General features: G+C 62.3%; 18 protein-coding genes. 3 read left to right on the top strand and 15 right to left on the bottom strand.

The features are described 5' to 3' along the window. Positions 1-174 precede the first annotated feature (174 nt). The 7 genes from ACPW74_RS06810 to ACPW74_RS06780 form a co-directional block, all read right to left on the bottom strand. Positions 175-1,605 carry an ABC transporter ATP-binding protein gene (locus tag ACPW74_RS06810; RefSeq protein WP_425858773.1) on the bottom strand — a complete coding sequence of 477 codons (1,431 nt, stop codon included), beginning with the start codon at positions 1,603-1,605 and terminating at the stop codon, positions 175-177. Continuing rightward, positions 1,602-2,408 (bottom strand): ABC transporter permease, encoded by an 807-nt coding sequence (locus tag ACPW74_RS06805; RefSeq protein WP_223919282.1) that lies wholly within the window; start codon positions 2,406-2,408, stop codon positions 1,602-1,604. The genes ACPW74_RS06810 and ACPW74_RS06805 overlap by 4 nt, the downstream gene beginning before the upstream one ends. A 2-nt stretch (positions 2,409-2,410) precedes the next feature. Next, positions 2,411-3,373, bottom strand: a complete 963-nt coding sequence (locus tag ACPW74_RS06800) for an ABC transporter permease (protein ID WP_223919283.1) — start codon at positions 3,371-3,373, stop codon at positions 2,411-2,413. Next, positions 3,370-4,896 carry an ABC transporter substrate-binding protein gene (locus ACPW74_RS06795; protein WP_223919285.1) on the bottom strand — a complete coding sequence of 509 codons (1,527 nt, stop codon included), beginning with the start codon at positions 4,894-4,896 and terminating at the stop codon, positions 3,370-3,372. The genes ACPW74_RS06800 and ACPW74_RS06795 overlap by 4 nt, the downstream gene beginning before the upstream one ends. 195 nt (positions 4,897-5,091) lie before the next feature. After that, the gene (locus ACPW74_RS06790; RefSeq protein ID WP_041215003.1) at positions 5,092-5,754 is read right to left on the bottom strand and encodes a glutathione S-transferase family protein; all 663 of its coding nucleotides are present in this window, start codon (positions 5,752-5,754) and stop codon (positions 5,092-5,094) included. A 31-nt stretch (positions 5,755-5,785) separates the two neighbouring features. Next, complete coding sequence (locus ACPW74_RS06785) at positions 5,786-6,394, bottom strand: glutathione S-transferase family protein (RefSeq protein WP_048207874.1); 609 nt, start codon at positions 6,392-6,394, stop codon at positions 5,786-5,788. Between the two features lie 119 nt (positions 6,395-6,513). Then, positions 6,514-6,969: a hypothetical protein gene (locus ACPW74_RS06780; protein ID WP_048207895.1), complete on the bottom strand. Its 456-nt coding sequence runs from the start codon at positions 6,967-6,969 to the stop codon at positions 6,514-6,516. 200 nt (positions 6,970-7,169) lie between these two features. On the opposite strand from ACPW74_RS06780, the gene suhB reads away from it, so the two are divergent. Next, complete coding sequence (suhB, locus tag ACPW74_RS06775) at positions 7,170-7,973, top strand: inositol-1-monophosphatase (protein ID WP_039038754.1); 804 nt, start codon at positions 7,170-7,172, stop codon at positions 7,971-7,973. Positions 7,974-8,073: 100 nt separating this feature from the next. Here the strand turns inward: suhB and ACPW74_RS06770 are convergent, their stop codons facing one another. Together ACPW74_RS06770 and ACPW74_RS06765 are read right to left on the bottom strand one after the other, a co-directional pair. Next, entirely contained in the window at positions 8,074-8,949 is an 876-nt protein-coding gene (locus tag ACPW74_RS06770; RefSeq protein ID WP_039038755.1) for a flagellar protein MotY, read from the bottom strand. A 68-nt stretch (positions 8,950-9,017) separates the two neighbouring features. Next, a complete protein-coding gene (locus tag ACPW74_RS06765) occupies positions 9,018-10,991 on the bottom strand; it encodes a methyl-accepting chemotaxis protein (protein WP_181824811.1) in 1,974 nt (657 codons plus the stop codon). Between the two features lie 145 nt (positions 10,992-11,136). On the opposite strand from ACPW74_RS06765, the gene rnt reads away from it, so the two are divergent. Then, positions 11,137-11,799, top strand: a complete 663-nt coding sequence (gene rnt, locus ACPW74_RS06760; RefSeq protein ID WP_010675098.1) for a ribonuclease T — start codon at positions 11,137-11,139, stop codon at positions 11,797-11,799. A 226-nt stretch (positions 11,800-12,025) separates the two neighbouring features. Then, positions 12,026-13,348 carry a Na+/H+ antiporter family protein gene (locus tag ACPW74_RS06755; RefSeq protein ID WP_039038758.1) on the top strand — a complete coding sequence of 441 codons (1,323 nt, stop codon included), beginning with the start codon at positions 12,026-12,028 and terminating at the stop codon, positions 13,346-13,348. 63 nt (positions 13,349-13,411) lie between these two features. On the opposite strand, the gene ACPW74_RS06750 is transcribed toward ACPW74_RS06755, so the two are convergent. The 6 genes from ACPW74_RS06750 to ACPW74_RS06725 form a co-directional block, all read right to left on the bottom strand. Continuing rightward, entirely contained in the window at positions 13,412-14,605 is a 1,194-nt protein-coding gene (locus ACPW74_RS06750) for an MFS transporter (protein WP_114522782.1), read from the bottom strand. A gap of 104 nt (positions 14,606-14,709) precedes the next feature. Then, a complete protein-coding gene (locus ACPW74_RS06745) occupies positions 14,710-15,615 on the bottom strand; it encodes a LysR family transcriptional regulator (protein WP_114522761.1) in 906 nt (301 codons plus the stop codon). A gap of 208 nt (positions 15,616-15,823) precedes the next feature. Further along, entirely contained in the window at positions 15,824-17,758 is a 1,935-nt protein-coding gene (locus tag ACPW74_RS06740; protein ID WP_223919288.1) for a putative bifunctional diguanylate cyclase/phosphodiesterase, read from the bottom strand. A gap of 1 nt (position 17,759) precedes the next feature. After that, complete coding sequence (locus tag ACPW74_RS06735) at positions 17,760-18,242, bottom strand: molybdopterin-binding oxidoreductase (RefSeq protein WP_043154943.1); 483 nt, start codon at positions 18,240-18,242, stop codon at positions 17,760-17,762. A 329-nt stretch (positions 18,243-18,571) separates the two neighbouring features. Beyond that, positions 18,572-20,470, bottom strand: a complete 1,899-nt coding sequence (locus ACPW74_RS06730; protein WP_029314717.1) for a DEAD/DEAH box helicase — start codon at positions 20,468-20,470, stop codon at positions 18,572-18,574. A gap of 180 nt (positions 20,471-20,650) precedes the next feature. Beyond that, positions 20,651-21,112: a hotdog fold thioesterase gene (locus ACPW74_RS06725; protein ID WP_042882837.1), complete on the bottom strand. Its 462-nt coding sequence runs from the start codon at positions 21,110-21,112 to the stop codon at positions 20,651-20,653. Positions 21,113-21,167 lie beyond the last annotated feature (55 nt).

Below are 21,167 nucleotides of genomic sequence, written 5' to 3'. Positions count from 1 at the left end.
CCCGCACCCGCCAGCAGCAGGACGCTCTCTGGCTTACGACAATATTAGTGATTCATATCACAAAAAACGAACAAAACTTTATAATCTGCTTACCCAAGTTTTTCTAATGCGACGGGGCCCAAGGCCCCGTCACTGTCATCTCATCATGAGGGAAGGATTCATCCTGCCCCCTCTTTACCCCACTCTTCTCACCTCGGCCGACGCGCCTTCGAACATGGGGGGGCCCGCCTCCCCCAGTCTCAGACAACGAGGGGCAACCTTGCCGGCCAGCCCCTCGTCATGGGTCACCAGCAGCAGGGCGCAGCCTATCTCTCCCAATTCCTCCAGCAGACAGGCGATGGTCTGTTGCTGGCTCAGGGGATCGAGCCGGGACGTGGGCTCATCGGCGAACAGCAGCACGGGGCGCAGCAACAGGGCCCGGATAAGCGACAGCCGCTGCAGCTCCCCTCCCGAGACCTGGTTTGGCAGGCGCGTCAGCAGCCGTTCATCCAGCCCCAACCGGGCCAGATAGTCGACAAGCCGATGGCGGGGCAGCCTGTGCAGACGCAGCACATCATCGAACTGGGTGGCGAGGCGCACCCGGCTGGCAAAGGCCTGCACCGGATCCTGATAGAGCTTCTGCCAGCGGCAGGGGGCTACCCCTTCCCGTCGCAGCACCTCCCCTTGCAGGGGGCGTTGCAGACCCAGCAGCACGTTGCCGAGGGTGCTCTTGCCCGCGCCGCTCGGCGCCATGATGGCCATTCGCTCCCCTTGCGCCAGGGCAAGGTCCAGCCCCGTGAACAGGGGTTGATCCCCATATCCCATGGCAAGCCCCTTTCCGCGGATGAGCCAGTCTCCGGTGGGAGGGACGGCCGCCTCGGGCCAGGCGGAGGGCTCCGCCGCCAGCAGGGCCCGGGTATAGGCATGGGATGGCGTGTGCAGCACACGCTCGGCGGGCCCCTGCTCCACGATCTCTCCTCCCTTGACCACCAGCACCCAGCCCCCCAATGCGCGAGCCAGGGAGAGATCATGGGTGATGGTCAGCAGATGGCGTCCACGGGCCAGGTAGCCCAGCAACAAGGCACCCAGCCTGGCTGCGGCCCGGCTGTCGAGCCCCTTGGTGGGCTCGTCGGCCACCAGCAGACGGGCCTCCCCCAGGGTGGCGGCGGCAAAGGCCGCACGCTGGGCCATGCCTCCCGAGAGCTGGTGTACAAAGGCGCCCTCCCGCCCGGCCAGTCCAAGCCGCTCGAGGGCGGCGCGGGCCCGCGATCGGGCCTCCTTGCCCCCTGGCAGCCACCCCTCCTCCACCTGGGCAAGCAACCCCATGGTGGGATCCAGCGCCAGCACCGGCTCCTGGGGCAACATCGCCAGCTCCCGCCCCCAGAGAGTGCGCAGGCGAGGCGTGTCGGCCAGGTTGTGATGGCGGCCACCCGACACCATCTCACCCCGGCCTGTCAGAGGGGCTGGCAACGTCCCCATCAGGGCATGAGCCAACAGGGATTTGCCCGAACCGCTCTCCCCGATCAGGGTCAGGGCGGTGCCGGGATGAATGGTGAAATCCAGCGCCTGCAACAGGGTTTTCTGGCCATCATCGACCTGCAACCCCTTGATTTTAATGGCCGTCATGAGGTGGCTCCTTGTGAAGATGGCATGTCAAGGCCGCGCGTCTGATGAAGCAGCACCAGGGCCAGCAACATCAGCCCCATGACAAGAATGGGGGCCAGTAGCAGACGGGGAGCCTCCTGATAGTGGGGCAGCGCCTCCGTCATCATCAGCCCCAGCTCCGGCGTGGGCGGCTGAATGCCCACTCCGACAAAGCCCAGGGTAGAGAGGGTTAGAATGGCACCCGCTAGGCCGAAGGCCATCATGGTGAGCAACTGGGGGGCGAGCTCGGGCCAGAGATGGCGCCGCACCACATGGGCATGGCCGAATCCCAGCAGACGGGACGCCTCCACCTGGGGCGAGGCGAGCAGCCCCCGGCTGCGGGCACGCACCACCCGGTAATACTCCACCCACTGGGCCATGGCCAACCCGAGATAGAGGATGGCAAAGCCACCCTGGGCCATGGCGGAGAAGAGCAGCACCAGCAACAGGCCTGGCAGGGCCAGCACGCCGTCGGCCAGGCTGCGCAGCAGACCGTCGACCCAGCCGCCGCGCCAGGCTGAGAGCCAGCCCAGCAATGACCCCAGCAGCGCCGCCGTGATGACGCACAGCAGTCCCAGCAGCAGGGAGAGCCGGGTCGCCGCCGCGAGGCGCGCCATCAGGCTGCGCCCCATCTGATCCCGCCCGAGGGGCTCCTGCCAAGAGGGATCAGCCAGAAACTGTGCCAGAACCTGAGCCGCCGGATCGGGCCAGAGCACGGGGCCCAGCAGGGCAAACAGCACCACCAGCAGGAGCAGACCCAGCCCCGTTTTGACAGACAACGACATGATCAGGACTCCTTGGGACCACGGGGGTCAATGGCAAGACAAAGCAGGTCGGTGAGGGTGTTGAGCAGCACGAAGAGCACCGCCAGCACCAGCACGGTCCCCTGAACCATGGGGATGTCGCGCCAGAAGATGGCGTGCACCAGCGCATGGCCGATCCCGGGCCAGGCAAACAGGCTCTCGACCACCACGACTCCCTCGATGAGCAGCACCAGCTGCACGCTGGTGTAGGCGATGATGCTGACCCCGGTGTTGCGCAGACCGTGGCGCCAGAAAACCCGGGCCGGCGAAAGCCCCTTGGTGAGGGCAAATCGGTAATAACCGGACTGCACCACGGTGAGCACGCTTTCACGCACCACCCGGGAGAGCACGCCGGAGAGCCCCAATCCCAGGGTCAGGGCGGGCAGCAGCAGGTTGCTCCCCTCCCCGTGCCCTGCCGCACTGACCCAGCCCAGCTCCACCGAGAGCATCACCATGAGCACCAGGCCGAGCAAGAAGGGGGGCAACGCACGCATCAACACGCTCCAGCCCAGGGTCAGGCGATCACACCATCCCCCCGGGCGCAGCGCACTCAGGCTGCCAAGCGGCAGCGCCACCACCAGCGCCAGCACCACGGAGGCGCTCGCGAGCGTCAGGGTGGCGCCCAGGTGATGACCCACGTCGGTGGCGACCGGTGCGCCCGTCACCAGGGAGCTGCCGAGATCCCCTTGCAGCAAGGCCCACAGCCAGTCGCCAAAACGGATAAGGGCCGAGCCGGCCAGCCCCAGCTCGCTGCGCACCGCGTTGGCCGCCTCGGCGGTGACATAGTCATAGCCATAACGACCCGCCGCGATGCGAAAGGCGATGTCTCCGGGCAGGGACTGCACCATCAGAAAACAGAGTCCGGCCACCAGCAGGGCAACCACCAGCGCCTGCACCAGACGCTGACCCAGTATCCCCATGACGCGAGACAAGGGTGTCGCTGTCATCGTGCGCTCCATGTCAACTTGTCCAGGCCATAGCTGCGCTCCTGGGGATCGAGTTCAAATCCCTCCAGCCCCCGACTGACTGCCGCGCTCTGGCGGTACCAGGCGATGGGCAGGAGCGGCAACTCCTGTTGCAGTGTCGTGGCTATCTCCCGGCGAGCCGCAGCGGCGTCTGTGGGCGACAAGGCTTGCGTGGCAAGGCGGGTCAGTGTTTGCGTCATGGCCGGGGAGTGCCAGTTCATCACCCCCCAGTCCGCACCGGCAGGGGCCAAGTCCCCCAGCAAAGTGACCAGGGGATCCGGTACCAGGGCATAATTGCGGGCGTAGAGACCAAGCTGGAGCGAACCGTCCTGATGGCCCGCCGGGATCTCGCTCGAGTTGCCCACCGCCACCTTGAGAGCCACCCCCACCGCCTTCCACTGCGCCTGCAGTGCCGTGGCGAGGAGCGGCAGCTCCGGACGGTCAGGGAAGGTACGTAGGGTCAGGGCGAAGCGCTCTTCCCCCTTGCGCAGCACACCGTCCTCCCCCGGCTGCCAGCCTGCCGCCGCGAAGGCCGCCCGGGCCGCCTTGACGTCATAGGCAAGCGGCGTCAACCCGAGCTGGTGCCACTCCCCCAGAGTGGGAGGAAAGAGCTGGGTTGCCGCCATCTCGGGATCCCGCAGCAGGGCGGCTGCCATACCACGACGATCGATGGCGAGACTCAGGGCACGGCGCACCACCGGATCACTCAGACGGGGATCGGCGCCATTGAGCTTGAGCTGGATGGTTCGTGGCAGGGTGACCGAGGCGATGGAGACCCGTGACGCCTGCTGCAAGCGGCGGATGCTGACCGGATCCAGCCCCCAGGCGATGTCGGCCTGACCGCTCTCGGCCATCAGGGTGCGGCTCTCTGCGCGCCCCACCGTCAGGTAGCTGACCTCCTCGATCGCGGGCCTGGCCCCCTGCCAGCCGTCGAAACGCACAGTCTCTATCCGCTGGGGTTGTTGCAGGCGGGTGATGCGGTAGGGGCCAGAGCCTATCACCTGGGTTACCTCCCCCTTGGTATCGTAGGCGGCCTTCGCCAGGATCTGGGTGCTGGGGTGGGCCAGCACGGCGGGCAGGGAGGCGAAGGGTTCGCTCAGGGTGACCTTCAAGACGCCATCTCCAGATCCGATGGACGCAATAGGAGCGCTGGTCATCACGCCGGGCTTGCGCCAGGCCTGTTGCAAGGCAAAAGCGGCCTGCTCGGCGCTCACCTCGCTGCCATCGTGAAAACGGGCCCCGGGGCGCAACGTGAATCGCCACTGCAGACCGTCATCGCTACGCGACCACTCACTGGCAAGCCCGGGTTGCAGATTGCCTTTCCCATCGACATCTACCAGGGTCTCCGCCACCTGCATGCGAGTAAAGAAGACCCCGTTGCTGGCGGGGTCGACACAGTGGATCTCCCAGGGCCCCACCATGGCAAGCGGTTTGCCGTCGGCTGCAGTCGTTCCTGCCATCAGAGCCAGGGCGAACCACCCGGCTGCGGTGCATTTTTTTGTCATCCTTTCCATCCAAGCTTCATGTTCATCAACCAAAGAAATGGCGTTATAACATAACAATTAATCAGGAAAAATGACTTTTGATTTTTGATAAATGGCTTATTTGAAAGACAAAAAGCGACTGCGATGCAGATCGTCAAACAACGGGGAGTCAAAGGGGAATAAAAAAGATGGCCCGTCAGGGCCATCATGATGGTGTCAGCGAGTCACCATCTGCTGCGCCCGCTTGACCTGATCCTCGGGGCTTTCATTGCGCGGTGGAATGGTGATGCCCTTCTGGCAGGCGGGCCTGGCTTCCATGCGTGCCATCCAGGCCTGCAAATGCACCAACCCCTCGATGGAGATACCACTCCAGTCGTGGATGCGCACCCAGGGCCAGGTAGCGATGTCGGCGATGCTGTACTCGTCCGCCAGATACTCATGGTGTGCCAGATGACCGTCGAGCACCTCGAACAGGCGTCGCCCCTCCTTCTGGTAACGCTCGATGGCGGCCGGGATCTTCTCGGGGAAATAGCGATAGAAGACGTTGGCCTGCCCCATCATGGGACCGACGCCTCCCATCTGGAACATCAGCCACTGGATGGCCTGGGAGCGGCGCTTGGGATCCTGCGGCAGCAACTTGCCGGTTTTTTCCGCCAGATAGAGAAGGATGGCGCCGGACTCGAACACTGCGAAGTCACCATTGTCCCGATCGACGATGGCCGGGATGCGGCCATTGGGGTTGATGGCCAGGAACTCGGGCTTCTTCTGCTCCATGGTCGCGAAATCAAGGGGAATGACCTTGTAGGGCAGCCCCAGCTCTTCGAGGGCAATCGACACCTTGAACCCGTTGGGCGTGGCGGCAGTGTACAACTCTATCATCTTGGACTCCTTGAACGTTCAGGGGAAAGGATCAGGCCTGGGCGCTGGACCGGGCACTCACCCGGTCATGCCAGTCCTGCAAATGGGGCTGTTCGGGGGTGATACGCAGGCCGACCACCTTGCCAAAATCAATGGTACAGAGGGCAAGAATGTCGGCGATGGTGAAGCGTTCCCCCGCAATATAGGGCACCTCGGCAAGACGGGCATCAAGCTTGTCAAACCAGATCTGAGCCTGTTGCTTGCACTCCTCCCCCCATTCGGGGAAGACCCGCTCCCGGTCTTTGTAAAAACCGGTGATATGACGAAACGCCATACCGGTCGGCAGCCAGAGGTTGAACTCGATGAAGCGACTCCACATCTCTATGGTGGCGCGCTCCAGCGCGGTGCTGCCAAACAGGTTCGGCTCTGGGTGGAGCTCTTCAAAATAGCGGCAGATGGCCAGGGTTTCACTCAGACAGGTTCCGTCATCGAGTTCCAGCACAGGAATGCGCCCGGCCGGGTTCTTGGTCAAAAAGGTGGGCGCCAGGTTTTCCCCCGCCCCCAGATCGACCTGCTGATATTCCATCTCGATCCCCTTCTCCGCCAGAAACATTCTGACCCGACGGGCATTGGGGGCTCGTCTCAGCTCATAAACCTTCATGTCACCTCCGTCGACGAACACACGGTGAACCGCGGCACAGGCCATAGCAAAGCGGCACAATGTCGGTCAGTTATGACAAATATTGTGCCCCTTGAACAGCCCGCATCGAGGGGAGATGATTAGCTGCTCAGTACCCCTGGTTGGCGCTGGCGCAGCAAGATAAGACGGGAAAGCAGCGGGAAATAGGATTCAAACTTGCTTTGCAGCACCAGGCTGCAGGCAGGATCCGCCAGTTCGGCCTCATCCAGCAGAATACCGTTGGAGACGAAATAAAAATGCGGATCCCTGACATCCGGCCCCTGTGGAGGATGTTCATACTGTCGATGCACCAACAGGGGAAGCACCGGCAATCCCAGTGCACTGCCTCCTGCCGGCCAGAGCGGAACAGGCCAGGCAGCCCCCTCTTCTTCCAGCAGCAGGATCGCCGCTTCGTCCTTCGACGGTTGCCACTGCTGGGGCTGCGCCACCCGGACCTCGGTGACATAATCGCTCTCTTCGCTGGCGGCACGCAGTGCGGCCAACACACCCAGAGTCGTCGGCGACGACGGTTTCTGACTGACTAATGACAGATTCATGGCTCATATCCCTATGCTCACCACAGCCTGTTATCCGGCTGTCGCGATAAGACTAGTTGATTACAGGTCTTTATTGGAGCCGTCAGATCTGTCAGTCACCACCCTGACCGAATGAGGGCATAGCAGTTGCTATTCCCGAATATCTTGGTAAGATGTCGCGTCCTTTTATCCCCCGTTCTTTAACATCCAGTGGTGAACCTATGCATCCGATGCTGAATATCGCCGTGCGCGCTGCGCGCAACGCCGGTCAAGTAGTAGTAAAAGCCTTTTCTCAACCTGAGAACATCGAGGTTATCCAGAAAGGCAGCAATGACTTCGTGACCAACGTTGACCGTGACGCCGAAGCGGCCATCATTCACACCATCAAAAAATCTTACCCGGAACACAGCATCGTTGCTGAAGAGTCTGGCGAGATTGCCGGTACCAATCCGGACTACCAATGGATCATCGACCCACTGGATGGCACGACCAACCTGGTCAAAGGCATTCCGCACTTTGCCGTTTCCATCGCTCTGCGCGTCAAGGGCAAGACCGAACAAGCCGTTGTCTACGATCCCATCCGTGACGAGCTGTTCACTGCCACCCGCGGCAGCGGCGCCCAGCTGAACGGCTACCGCATCCGTGTCGGCAAGGCCAAAGAGCTCTCCGGCACTATCCTGGCCACCGGGTTCCCGTTCAAGCAGAAGCACCACATCGAACCCTACCTGAAGATGTTCCAGAGCATGTTCATCGAGTGTGCCGATATCCGTCGTGCTGGCTCCGCCGCGCTGGATCTCGCCTATGTGGCCGCTGGCCGCGTCGACGGTTTCTGGGAAATCGGCCTGAAACCCTGGGACACCGCCGCCGGTGAGCTGCTGGCCAAAGAAGCCGGCGCCATCGTCACCGACTTCGTCGGTGGTCACAACTACGAAAACTCCGGCAATATCGTGGTGGCCAACCCCCGCGTGCTGAAAGAGATGCTCGGCAAGATCCGCGAAAACCTGCCGGAATCCCTGGCCAAGTAATCCCTGATACCCGTGAAAAAAATGCCAGTCGGTTCGCCGACTGGCATTTTTTATTCCTGACTACAGCGAAAATCCCGCCCCTCTCGATGACTCAACGGGATCAGATAGTGCCGTTGCGTCCCATGTTGATCACCACCCGGCGGTTCTTGGCTCGGCCAGCTTCCGTTTCGTTGGAGGCCACGTGCTGTTTCTCACCGTGCCCTTCCACCGAGATCTTGCCCTCCTCGATGCCGAGATCCACAAACACCTGCTTGATGGCATCCGCCCGCTTCTCGGAGAGCTTCTGGTTTGGCCAGCGGCCGCCATAGCTGTCGCTGTAGGCGTCGATCACCACCACATCGATGCTCTTGTCTGCCTTCACATAGTCACCGATCATCGCCAGCCGCCGCTTGGAGGCCGGTGACAACTGATCGCTGTTCTTGTCATAGGAGAGCACGCTGAAGGCGATGTCGTTGAAGCTGTAGGGCAGCAAGCCACTCAGGCAGTCCATGAACGCCTGGTACTTGACCCTGAAATTGACCGACGAAAGCGATACCCGCACCGGCCTGTCCTGACGATACCAGTCGCGATACTGGAAAGTCGGCATACGCCCTCCTTCCAGCTCGTCCAGCATGGTCCAGGCGGTCTGCCCCGCCACCAGGCCGTCAAACTGCTGATAGAACTGCAACTGGCTGATCTGTCGCCCGGCCACCCCGGGACGCCAGCTGGGGGGCATGATCCCGAGGCTCACTGTCTGGGTACGCGCCTGGGGTCGCTGCCCCTTTAGCTCGAAATCCAGATTGATCTTGCGCCCGGCCCGGCTGACAAAGGCCCCGGTTCCCCAGCGGGGAATAGGATGCTCCAGCCTGCACTCCACCTGGGTATCAGAGGTCAGGCGCCAGACGGATTGATCCAGACCGGCGCCAAATTCGGTCACGCCCGCCTGCAACTGCATACTCACTGATATGCTGATCAACCCCAACACCCAAGCATTCAACGGCTTGTCCTCCACACTATCTCGAATTATCTATCGGCAGCGGCAGGACAAGCTTTAGGTCAAAACGCTCAATGGGGGGAAGATGGAGCCATCAGCTTGAAGCTGGCGATGCGTCCCGCCAGCTCCCGGGCCAGGGCATCCAGTTCGGCACTGTGTTGTTGCAAGGTATGGGAGTGCTGGCGATGGGCCTCATACACATCGCGGATGGTCATCACGTTTTGCTGGATGTCGTCGGTCACGTAACGCTGCTCCTCGGTGGCGGTGGCCACCTGGGCCGTCATGTCGCTCACCTTGCGCACCTCGTTGACGATGTCGGTCAGCTCGCTCCCCGCCCGTTTGGCCTCCGTCACGCTAAGACCGGCCTGTTCGGTGCCCGTGTGCATGGCAGCCACCGCCTCGTTGGCCCCCTGGCGCAAACGGCCCAGCATCCGCTCTATGTCGTCCGCCGCCTGCTGGGTACGGGAGGCAAGCGCTCTCACCTCGTCGGCCACCACCGCAAAGCCGCGCCCGGATTCACCGGCACGGGCCGCCTCAATGGCGGCATTGAGGGCCAGCAGGTTGGTTCTGTCCGAGATCTGCTTGATGAGGTTGAGCGCTTCGCCCACCGACTCGGTATCCTGATGCAGGCTGTCCACCAGTTGCTGGGTATCACTCAGGGTACCCGCCACCTGCTGGATAGTGTGGATGGTCTGATCCACCTCCTTGTCACCCTGCTTCGCCCGGCCGATGGCCTGCTGAGTCGCCTGGGAGGTCTGGGTGGCGTTGCGGGCAATCTCCGCCACAGTCGATGCCATCTCGGTGGCGGCAGTCGCCACCAGATCCACCTGCCCGCATCCCCTGACTACGCCGGCATTCACCTCGGCAATGACCTCGGCCGAGCTGGCGGCGCTGCGTATCAGCACGTCACAGGAGTGGCGCACAGCCAGCAGCAAACTCTCCAGGTGCCCGAGGAAATGGTTCAGATCCCGCGCCAGGGCCCCCAGCTCATCCCCGGATCGCCAGTCGACCCGCACGGTCAGGTCGTTCTCCTGCACCAGGCGCTTGAAGGTCTGGTGCAGGGCCATGAAGCCCAGATGCAGATCCCGCACCACCCGCCAGCAGACGAAGGTGGTCAGGACGATGCACAGCAACACGCCAGCCGCCCCCCACCAGAAGTCACTGGCACTCCCGACCCGCATCTGTTCAACCCGCTCGAAGAGCTGTTGATAAAGGCTGTCTTCTATCTCCTTGAGCAGGCCTATCTTGTCGGTACTCAAGGCAAACCAGGCCTCCGCATCGACACCAAAACTGCCGCTTGCCGCCTTGTCCAGGGCCAGTTTCTCCATGGCGGCCACCTTGGCCACCACGGGTGAGGCGAGGCTGTCGTTCAGCAACTGACGCTGGGCTGGACTCGCCACCGCCTGGAAACGTTCGAGATAGGTGTTCTGGGCCGCCAGCAGGGAGATGAACTGCTGCAACAGCGCAGGCGTGAAGCTGTCACGGCCAAAGACGTTGCTGAGCGTCGCCCGCTCCAGTCCCGCACGCTCCTTGCTCTGCAGGAAGGCGGCGTAGGCATTGGTCTGCAAGGCGATGGTGGCATCCATGCTGTCGACGCTTATCTTGTCCACCACCGCCAGCAGGGCGGTCACGAGGCGGGTATAGAAGCCGACCTGTTCCGCCACCTCGACCCCCAGGGCGCTGACCCGCTCACGCATGGCGGTGAGTCCCGCCACTCCCTGCTGCACCTCGGTCAGCGCCAGCAAGGCAGGATCCTGATGAAAACGCTGCAACAGGCTGTCCACCACCTTGCGCTGGGCAGGCAGCGCATCGCGAAACTTGTTGCCGCCAGAGCCGAGGAAGCCGGCCGACATGCCGCGCTCCCGTTGCAGCTCATGGGCCAGCTGCGCCGCCTCCTTCACCACCGCCAGCGCGACCAGGGCGCCGCTCATCTCCTGTTCGACCCGATAACGTTCATAGACGTACCGGCCGGAGAAAAACAGCAGGGCCAACAGCGGCAGACAGACCACCAACATCATCTTGTGTGCCAATCCCAGCTTCTTCATCGTCCTCTCCCTCCATGGTTGACGTCGCCCATTATAAGCACAGGTGTTTCAAAATGGTCCTCTTGCCGTCCCATGGCGGCAGATAAGGGACAAGGGCACGCTTTTTTGCCATAATGCCGCCTCCTTTCACGCCGACCGAGATACCATGACCGACGCCGTTCACACCCTCAAGGGCCGTTTTCGCGGCTTTTACCCCGTCGTCATCGATGTTGAAACCGCCGGATTCAATGCCAAGACCGATGCCCTGCTGGAAATAGCCGCCCACACCCTCAAGATGGATGAGCAGGGCTGGCTCGTCCCTGACCAGATCTTCCATTTTCATGTCCAGCCCTTTGAGGGCGCCAATCTGGAGAAAGCGGCGCTGGAGTTCACCGGCATCGACCCCTTCAACCCGCTGCGGGGCGCGGTGGACGAGAAGGAAGCACTCACCGAGATCTTCAAGGGGGTGCGCAAGGGCATGAAGGAGCAGGATTGTGGTCGCGCCATCATAGTGGCCCACAACGCCACCTTCGACCACGGCTTCGTGATGGCCGCCGCCGAGCGGGCCGGCCTCAAGCGCAATCCGTTCCACCCCTTCGCCACCTTCGACACCGCCGCCCTCTCGGGTCTTGCCCTGGGACAGACGGTGCTGGCCAAGGCCTGTCAGAGCGCCAATATCCCCTTTGACAACAAAGAGGCCCACTCGGCCCTCTACGACACCGAGCGCACCACAGAGCTCTTCTGCCACATCGTCAATCGCTGGAAGAGCCTGGGAGGTTGGCCTCTGGCCAACCCGGATGAAACGACGGACACCGAAGACGAGGGCTGAACACTCCCAGCCCCTGCCCAGACAGGCTGCCCATGGCAGCCTGTCTGCATGAGGGGACCTGTCTGGGCAAGGAAGAAGGGCCATTTTCCCGGTTCCCGTTCACCGCCAGCAGAAGATGCGTCCCTTGGCCGGGATCTGCCGATTTTTTTCTCGACATTTAGCCTGTTTTTCGCAAACTAGCTGGCTTTCATACGACTGACAGCAACACAATCCATAAGGAAATCAAATGAATCCTGTTGTTATCGCGGTGGCGCTGATGCTGGTGCTCAGCCTGCTGCGGATCAATGTGGTGGTCTCCCTCGCCATCGGTGCCATCGTGGGTGGCCTGCTCGGCGGACTCTCCCTCGAGCAGACCCTCAGCACCTTCACCGGCGGCCTGGGCGGCGGTGCAGAAATCGCCCTCTCCTACGCCATGCTGGGGGCTTTCGCGGTAGCCATCTCCCGCTCCGGCATCACCGATCTGCTGGCCCGCAAGGTCATCAACCAGCTCGGCAAGGATGCCAGCAGCACCCGCATTCTCTGGGTCAAGAGCCTGCTGCTCACCTCGGTGCTCGCGGTCTCCATCTCCTCCCAGAACCTGATCCCGGTGCACATCGCCTTCATTCCCATCCTGATCCCGCCGCTGCTGCATGTCATGGCCCAGATGCAGATCGACCGCCGTCAGGTGGCCTGCGTCATCACCTTCGGCCTGACCGCTACCTACATGCTGCTGCCGGTGGGCTTTGGCGGCATCTTCCTGAACAACATCCTGGCCAAGAATCTCGTCGACAACGGCGTACCGGTGGAATTCAGCCAGTTGCCCCTGGCGATGGCCATCCCGGTATTCGGCATGTTCCTCGGCCTGCTCATCGCCGTCTTCTTCAGCTACCGCAAGCCGCGTCAGTATGATCTGGAGAAGATCCTGGCCGCCGAACCCGAGACGGTCGAGCTCAATCTCAACCACATCTGGGTCGCCCTGCTGGCCATCGCCGTGGCACTCGGTCTGCAACTGATGACCAACAGCATCGTGCTGGGGGCGCTCGCAGGCTTCATCATCTTCACCTGCGGCGGCGTCATCAAATTCCGCGAGAGCCAGGATGCCTTCACCCAGGGTGTGCGCATGATGTCCCTCATCGGCTTTATCATGATCTCGGCCGCAGGCTTCGCCGCCGTCATGAAGGAGACCCACGGGGTGGAGAGTCTGGTGCAGTCCGTCTCCAGCATGATGGCAGGTCACAAGGGACTGGCGGCCTTCCTGATGCTGCTGGTGGGCCTGCTCATCACCATGGGGATCGGCTCCTCCTTCTCCACCGTGCCCATCATCGCCACCATCTATGTGCCCCTGTGCATCCACCTCGGCTTCTCGCCCATGGCGACCATCGCCCTGGTGGGCACCGCGGGCGCGCTGGGGGACGCGGGCTCCCCCGCCTCCGACTCGACGCTCGGCCCCACATCGGGCCTCAATGCGGACGGTCAGCACGACCACATCTGGGACAGCGTGGTGCCAACCTTCATCCACTACAACATCCCCCTGGTGATCTTCGGCTGGATTGCCGCCATGGTGCTCTGAGTCCATCCCGAGCAGACAGACAAAAGGCGACCCCGGGGTCGCCTTTCTTGTCTTGCACATGCCTCAGATGACCGGTTGCAGCCCCCGCCTGCCGGCCAGGGCGCAGAGACAGGCAACCAAGGCCAACCCCATGCCGGCTGCTCCCACCCCGAGCCAGTGTCCCTGTTGCCAGACCAGCATCCCCAGGCTGGAGCCGAGGGTTCCCCCCAGGAACATGCCGGTCATGAAGAGGGTATTGATGCGCCCCCTGGCCTCAGGTCTCAGACCATAGATGCGCTGCTGATGGGCGATGAGTGCGCTCTGCACTCCGAGATCCAGCAAGATGACCCCGCACGCCAGCCCGGCCAGAGAGAGCCACAGCTCGAAGCAGATCCAGGCAAGCACCACCAGCACGGCGCCGGCCAATACCACTGGTCTGGCCCCCAACCGATCCGCCATCCGGCCTGCCAGAGGGGCCGCCACCACCCCAGCCACCCCGATGACGCCGAACAGACCCGCCATGTCGGCCCCCAACCCATAGGCAGGTTCGGCCAGGTAGAACGCCAGCACGGTCCAGAAGGCGCTGAAGGAGGCAAACAGCAAGGCCTGGGTCAGGGTCGCGCGGCGCAAGGCGGGCTCCTCGCGCCACAGACCGACCAGAGAGTGAAGCAGACGGCCATAACCGAGGGGAGAGCGCGGCAATCCGGACGGTATCATCCTGGCCATCAGCAGAGCCCCCGACAGGGCCAGGGGAATGGCCAGCCAGAACATGGCGCGCCAACTGCCATAAGCGGTGACCAGGCCAGCGACGGTGCGGCTGAGCAGTATTCCGGCCAGCAGGCCGCTCATCACGCTGCCGACCACGGCACCACGGCGGGCGGGATCTGCCAGGGCCGCCGCCACCGGGACTATCTGCTGGGCCGCCGTGGCCCCGATGCCGAACAGGACGGAGGCCAGCATCAAGGTGGTGGCACTCGTGGCCGTGGCCGCCAGCAGGGAGGCCAGCGCGATCAATGCAAACTGCCCCGGAATGAGCCAGCGGCGCTCGACTACATCGCCAAGCGGCACCAGCAAAAGCAGGCCCATGGCATAGCCGAGCTGGGTCAGCATGGCGATCAATGGCATGCCCGAGTGCCCGGGAAAGTCCTGTGCCATCACCGCCAGCATGGGCTGGTTGTAGTAGATGTTGGCAACTGCCAGGCCGCATGACAGGGCCATGGCGAAGAGCAGGGAGGGCCCGGGGGTTGCGGCCCCTCCGGCAGAAGGCGATGTACTCATGATCTTCTCCTCGTGGTAGAAGGGCTCCCGCCAGGATACGGGCCCCATGCGCACAGCCTACCCGGGGAGCGTCGCCACCAGTAGAGCGGTGGGGACCATAACAGTTATTCCGCTGGCGTATGCCCCACGCCGGGCAGGCCGGTCACGAATGCCAGAAAGGCGCTCGCCTTGGCACCGGGCTGGCGACCTGCCGGGAGCAGGGTCCAGAGCTCCTGCATGGGCAGTTGCCACTCGGGCAGCACCGCCACCACCTCGCCGCGGGCAAGCTCTTGGGCAAACATCCACTCCGAGGCAATACCGAGCCCCAGTCCTGCCAGCACGGCTGCGCGCATGCCTTCGGCCGCCGAGACCGTCAGCCTGCCTTCTCCGGAAACCACCTTCTCTTCGACGCCGCGGCGAAATCGCCACTGTTGCCCCATTCCGGGCCGTGGACTGTAAAGCACCAGATCATGCTGTTGCAGGGCCTGAGGGGTCTCAGGCTCTCCTTTGGCGGCCAGATAGGCCGGCGTCGCCAACACCCGCACGTCGCTTCGGGCGAGGCAGCGGGCGACCAGCGACGAGTCAGCCTGTTTGCCGATCCGCAGAGCCACCTCGATGCCCGCCGAAATGAGATCCACATTGCCGTCATCCAGCAGGATCTCCAGATCCAGTCCCGGGTGAGCCGCCAGAAAACCGGCAAGATGGGGAATGATATGCAGGCGGGCGAAGGTGACGGGAGCGCTCACCCGCAGACGCCCGCTCAGGCCCGCCCGGCATTGCTGCACCATGGCATCGGCCTCGTTGACCTGGGCCAGGATCTCTCTCGCCCGCAGATAGTAGGCCTCTCCGGCCTCGGTAGGCGCCAGCCCCCGGGTCGAGCGCAGCAACAGGCGGCTACCAAGGTGCGCCTCAAGCTGGGCAATCAATCTGGAAACCGTGGGTTGCCCCATCCCCAGTCGGCGGGCCACCGCCGAAAACGAGCCGGTCTCCACCGCCAGCACGAACACCTCCATCACCCCCAAGCGATCCATTTATGGCTCCTCTGCCCTGTGGCACTGTTCGTGGCACAAGGTAGCACCGGGCCTGCCCTCTCGCACCCTCGTTCTGGCAGGAGGCACAAGAAAACCGCGTCAAGGGCGGTCCTGCCATGGGAGAAAGGTGTCGGGATGAAATATCAACCAGGAACGATCGAACAGAGGGACTCGAAGACAAGGCTACAGGGGCTCGATTGCCCCAAGGCTACCCCAGTGCCACTTCCTGAATGGCGGCGCTGTGGGCGAAATAGCGGTGACAGAACTGCATGAACTCCGGCAGCGGCAAGGGACGCGAGTAGAAATAACCCTGGATCTCATCCACCCCTATGGTGAGCACCGCCTTGAGCTCATCGCTGTTTTCCACCCCTTCTGCCACGACACGCACCCCCAACTGATGAGAGAGGGTGGTGATGGTCTCGACGAACAGCGCCTGACGGGGATCCTTGTCGATGGCGGTGATGAAGGAGCGGTCGATCTTGAGCTTGTCGAAAGAGAGTTCACGCAGGTAAGAGAGCGAGGACCAGCCGGTCCCGAAGTCATCGAGGGCCACCCGCACCCCTATCTGGCGCAGGGAGTGAATGATCTGCTTGCTGAGGGCGATGTCATCGAGGGCGATGGTTTCGGTCAGCTCCACTATCAACTGGTGCAGCCCCAACGGCCCATCTTCCATCTTCTCTTCAATCTCCCTGGCCAACCCCATGTTGAACATGGAGTTGGAGAGGTTGATGGAGATCTCGAGCGGTGCTAGCACCTCCTCCGGGAAGCCGGACAGATCGAGCTGCATGCGCCGGATGATCCAGCCCCCGAGCGCCTCGCCCAACCCGTTCTCTTCTGCCAGCGAGATGATGTCGAGGGGGGCAATAAAGCCATATTCCGGATGATGCCAGCGGATCAGCGCCTCGGCCCCCAGCCTCACTACACTCTGGCCGCGCACGATGGGCTGATAGTAAAGGGCCAGTTGCGGGCATTGCGGGCATTGCGGGCATTGCGGGCAGTGGATAAGCTCCCGCAGCTCGGTCGACAGCCGGCGTTTGCGCTGATAGTGCTGATACATGCTGCTGGAGAAGAGCACATTGTCATTCAGCCGTTTGCGCTTGGCGCTGTCGAGGGCGATATCGGCAAACAACAGCATCTCTTCCGGTGAATGATCCGGTTTCACGTACTGGCTGGTGCCCATGAAGACCCGCACCCGGTGCGCCGGATCGGCGGCAAACACCAGATCCGCCAGCTCGCTGCGCAGTTGCTCCAGAAACGGGAAGCGCAGATAGGTGGGCATGGTGCCGGTGATGATGAGGGTGAACTCGTCACTGCCGGTTCGGGCAGCGAAGATCCCCTGGCCAGAGGCGGCCTTGATCCGCGCCGCAAGCCGTTTGAGCAAGGCGTCCCCCACTTCGTAACCCAGACTGTTATTGACCTCCCTGAAATGCCCCAGATCCATGAGGCAGACGGTGATGCTGCTGCGCCGCCCGGGGTGGCTGGTCCACTGCTGGAGGTGCTTGATGAGCGCCGCCCGGTTAGGGAGACGGGTGAGAGGGTCGTTCCACGCCAGAAAATGCTGGCGACGCACTTCGCGAAACAGCACCATCAACATCACCATAGTCGCCAGCATCAGAAACCCCAGGATGAAGAAGTTCTGGGTTCTCGACTCGTTGAGCAGCTCACGCTGGGCGATGGCAGAAGGCCCGGTAAAGTTTTTCACCATCACGTCCCGCACCCCGCGCATCTCGTCATCGAGCGCGGCCGTGAACATCTTGAGTGCGGGGGAATCCGGCTCCCCTTGCACCACATCCTGCTCATAATGTTCGAAGAGAGCGAGGATCTTGCCGACCGCCTTGTCCGCACCGAATCGGGCCCTGACCGACTTTGCCTCCTCCCCGTGCAGGAAGACATCGAGCCGGTTCCAGGCAATGTCAAAGCGTTTGTTCATCTCCTCCCGGCTGACGGCACCGGCACGATAGAGCTGCAAGCCCTCTTCGAAGGCGTGGATCTCCAGCTCGAGCTGGGCCAGTGCCCAGGCGGAGAGCTGGGTGTAGCGCGTCACCTCATTGAACGCGCGGTCATAGTTCCAGACCGACCAGAGGGTCACCCCCAAAAAGGTGGTCACCATCAGGATCAGGCTCAAGAACTTGCTGCTCAGCATCTTATTTGCTCTCCAGCGCCGTCAGCTGCCACACCATCCGGCTGTGATAGATCTCCTTGTTGAGTTCGGGATGGTCGGTGAGGGGATAAATGACCCAGAGCGGCCCCTTGTTGCGCAGGGTCAGAGCCTTGCCATCCTGCTTCTCGGCCACCAGCACCGGGTACTTCTCCCCGTCTTCCAGCGGCAGTGCGGCCCAGTATTCATTGACCGCGAGGGCCTTGACCTCCTGGCTCTTGAGACCGTAGATCCTGACCAGGTCCCGCAGCAACACCCCGCGATAGAGGTGCTCCCCCTCGGTCCAGGGCGTCCCCGTCTTAACTTCCGTCTGCGGCAAGGCCTCAAACTCGGCACGGGTCAGCACCACCTCCCCCTTGCCATTGCAGCACCCCGCCCCCGCAATTCTGAAGAAGGGCTCCTCCGCCAACACCATACCCGACACGAGCCATCCAGATATCAGCAACACCTTGCCAAGCCACTTGCCCATCACGCACCTCCCTGTCATACGGTTTATTTATTCATCTCACTCTGCTGACTCATATGCAAACAACAGAATGCACCTTCAGACCAAAGTCGCAGTCGTTTGCAACCAGCAACGATTGTGCGTCTTCCAAAAGTATCCAATCGATTCCCAAAGAATGACACCAGGCGCCACCCCCAGGCAAATGGATTGCACCATTTTTCTTTCACTGGCTCCTCATCAAACCGGATGCCCACCACGGCCGGAAAAAGGTGACAATCTTCGCTACGCATCTGAAAAAAAGACACAAAAAGGGCCACTCCATGGAGCGGCCTTCTCATCAGTGCAGTCAGGGTTTAGCTGTCGCGGCGCTTGTTGCCACCGAATTTGCGACCCTTGTCGAAACCGCCTTCACGGCGATCCTTGTTGAAGGGACGGTCACCCTGGGGACGGCGATCCTTGTTGAAAGGACGGTCGCCACGGAACGGACGATCACCACGGGGCGGACGGGGAGCAGTGTTGCCACCGGCCGGCACTTCGGTGTAACGGGTGATCTGCAGCGGACGCTGGCAGACACGGGCCTTCTTGATCACTTCCAGCACCTCGGCGCTCATGCCCTTGGGCAGATCGACGGTGGAGAAGTCATCGGCGATGTCGATGTTGCCGATGAAGCGGCTCTCGATGTTCGCTTCGTTGGCGATGGCACCCACGATCTGGCCCGGCTTGACGCCGTGATGGGCGCCCACGTCGACACGGTAACGCTCCATCTCCACGTCCGGGTTGTCTTTCAGCGGACGCGGTTCGAGGGACGGCATGCGACGGGCCGGACGATCGCCACGGTCACCGAAGTCACGACCGCCACGGTCGTTGAACTCACGACGCTCGAAGCCACCGCGATCGTTGCCAGCGTTGAACACCGGATCCGGAATGGAGTCATCCAGCAGCAGCGGTTGATCGCCCTGTACCAGCTTGGCCAGTGCAGCAGCCAGCTCCAGCGGATCGGCAGAATCTTCTTCAATCAGCTCGTTCACCAGGTTGTGGTAGATCTCGAGCTCTTCACCCATCATGGTTTCGCGGATGCGCTCCTTGAACTTGGCCAGACGGTGCTGGTTGATGTCCTCGGTGCTCGGCATCTTCATCGGCTCGATGGCTTGACGAGTGGCGTGCTCGATGGCACGCAGCATGCGACGCTCGCGCGGCGCCACGAACAGGATGGCTTCACCCTTGCGACCGGCACGGCCGGTACGGCCGATACGGTGAACGTAGGATTCGGTGTCGTAGGGGATGTCGTAGTTCACTACGTGGGTGATGCGCTCAACGTCCAGACCGCGGGCGACCACGTCGGTGGCGATCAGAATGTCCAGCTGGCCCTGACGCAGCTTGTCAACGGTACGCTCACGCAGTTTCTGCGGGATGTCACCGTGCAGCGCTTCACAGGCGTGACCACGGGCAGCCAGCTTGCCCGCCAGCTCTTCGGCGGCGTTCTTGGTACGCACGAACACCAGCAGGGCTTCGTAGGATTCCACTTCCAGCAGACGGGTCATGGCGTCCAGCTTGTGCAGACCGGTCACCTGCCAGTAACGCTGGCGAATGGTGGTGGCGGTCGCGGTCTTGGAGGCGATCTTGATCTCTTTGGGCTGCTTCAGGTGCTTCTGGGCAACACGACGGATCTGCTCCGGCATGGTGGCAGAGAACAGGGCAACCTGACGACCGGCCGGGCACTGATCCATGATCCAGTCCACGTCGTCGATGAAGCCCATGCGCAGCATTTCGTCTGCTTCATCCAGCACCAGGGCTTTCAGACCGGAGAGGTCCAGGTTCTTGCGACGGATCAGATCCATCACGCGGCCCGGGGTACCCACGACAACCTGGGCACCGCGGCGCAGGGCGCGGGTCTGGGTTTCGTAGGAGGCGCCGCCGTAGATGGGCAGCACGTGGAAATCGGGCATGTGGTGGGCGTAGCGTTGGCACGCCTCGGCCACCTGCAGAGCCAGTTCGCGGGTCGGCGCCAGCACCAGGATCTGGGTGTTACGGTTACCAGCTTCCAGACGAGACAACAGAGGCAAGGCAAAAGCAGCGGTCTTCCCTGTACCGGTTTGTGCCTGCCCCAGCAGATCGTGTCCCGCCATCAGGTGGGGGATTGCTGCGGCCTGGATGGGAGACGGGCGCTCATAGCCCACGTCCTGCAGCGCTTTCAATACGGGCGCGGCCAGTCCAAGCTCACTAAAAAGGGGCAGTTGTTCGGTATCAGACATAGATTCTTCCAGATTAAGGCAGGCGGCTAACACCGCGGAATAGCAAAAAGGCGGCGATTATAGCGCCACTTTGTTCTGCTGTCTTGAAAAATGTGATAGGTGTCTCAAGACGTTGGCAATTATAGAGGGATCTCGCGACTATGGCTTGCTTATTTTTCACTCATGATGCGTTATTGCGGATCACGCTTCGCCAGAGTCCTTGTCCCGCTTGTGCTTGAGCACCGCCATGGTCAATCGGCTGGTGCACAATAAACGACCACGTTCATCGCGAATCTCGATCTGCCACACCTGAGTCGTCGCCCCCAGATGCAGCGGCGCGCAGCGCCCCGTCACCATCCCTTCCCGCTTGGCCCGTAGGTGATTGGCATTGACCTCCAGCCCCACGCAATAACTCTCCTCCCCCACCGCCATGTTGGCCGCAAGCGATCCCAGCGTTTCCGCCAGCACCACGGAGGCGCCGCCGTGCAGCATGCCGAGCGGTTGATGGGTGCGGTGATCCACCGGCATGGTGGCCTCCAGCCAGTCGGGGCCAAAGGCGGTGTAGACGATATCGAGGTGGGCCATCAGGGTGTTGCGGGAGCTGGCATTGAGCCCCTCCAGGCTCATGGGTTTGCGCCAGATGGGACTGCTTTCTTGACTCATGGTGAGCGGACTCCTTGCGTGATCAACGGGTTATCGCTGCGCTGTAGCGGCAAAC

The organism is Aeromonas sp. INTO2 (genome assembly GCF_049860605.1).
GTDB lineage: Bacteria > Pseudomonadota > Gammaproteobacteria > Enterobacterales > Aeromonadaceae > Aeromonas > Aeromonas caviae.
This window is presented reverse-complemented; position numbering and strand designations above follow the sequence as displayed.

Bases quoted from the DNA above. Each gene is read 5' to 3' on its own strand.
- ACPW74_RS06765 (WP_181824811.1), bottom strand. From the start codon at position 10,991: ATGAAGAAGCTGGGATTGGCACACAAGATGATGTTGGTGGTCTGTCTG.
- ACPW74_RS06735 (WP_043154943.1), bottom strand. From the start codon at position 18,242: ATGGGCAAGTGGCTTGGCAAGGTGTTGCTGATATCTGGATGGCTCGTG.
- ACPW74_RS06740 (WP_223919288.1), bottom strand. From the start codon at position 17,758: ATGCTGAGCAGCAAGTTCTTGAGCCTGATCCTGATGGTGACCACCTTT.
- ACPW74_RS06785 (WP_048207874.1), bottom strand. From the start codon at position 6,394: ATGAAGGTTTATGAGCTGAGACGAGCCCCCAATGCCCGTCGGGTCAGA.
- ACPW74_RS06805 (WP_223919282.1), bottom strand. From the start codon at position 2,408: ATGTCGTTGTCTGTCAAAACGGGGCTGGGTCTGCTCCTGCTGGTGGTG.
- ACPW74_RS06750 (WP_114522782.1), bottom strand. From the start codon at position 14,605: ATGAGTACATCGCCTTCTGCCGGAGGGGCCGCAACCCCCGGGCCCTCC.
- suhB (WP_039038754.1), top strand. From the start codon at position 7,170: ATGCATCCGATGCTGAATATCGCCGTGCGCGCTGCGCGCAACGCCGGT.
- ACPW74_RS06790 (WP_041215003.1), bottom strand. From the start codon at position 5,754: ATGATAGAGTTGTACACTGCCGCCACGCCCAACGGGTTCAAGGTGTCG.
- ACPW74_RS06800 (WP_223919283.1), bottom strand. From the start codon at position 3,373: ATGACAGCGACACCCTTGTCTCGCGTCATGGGGATACTGGGTCAGCGT.
- ACPW74_RS06755 (WP_039038758.1), top strand. From the start codon at position 12,026: ATGAATCCTGTTGTTATCGCGGTGGCGCTGATGCTGGTGCTCAGCCTG.
- ACPW74_RS06725 (WP_042882837.1), bottom strand. From the start codon at position 21,112: ATGAGTCAAGAAAGCAGTCCCATCTGGCGCAAACCCATGAGCCTGGAG.
- ACPW74_RS06745 (WP_114522761.1), bottom strand. From the start codon at position 15,615: ATGGATCGCTTGGGGGTGATGGAGGTGTTCGTGCTGGCGGTGGAGACC.
- rnt (WP_010675098.1), top strand. From the start codon at position 11,137: ATGACCGACGCCGTTCACACCCTCAAGGGCCGTTTTCGCGGCTTTTAC.
- ACPW74_RS06730 (WP_029314717.1), bottom strand. From the start codon at position 20,470: ATGTCTGATACCGAACAACTGCCCCTTTTTAGTGAGCTTGGACTGGCC.
- ACPW74_RS06810 (WP_425858773.1), bottom strand. From the start codon at position 1,605: ATGACGGCCATTAAAATCAAGGGGTTGCAGGTCGATGATGGCCAGAAA.
- ACPW74_RS06780 (WP_048207895.1), bottom strand. From the start codon at position 6,969: ATGAATCTGTCATTAGTCAGTCAGAAACCGTCGTCGCCGACGACTCTG.
- ACPW74_RS06795 (WP_223919285.1), bottom strand. From the start codon at position 4,896: ATGACAAAAAAATGCACCGCAGCCGGGTGGTTCGCCCTGGCTCTGATG.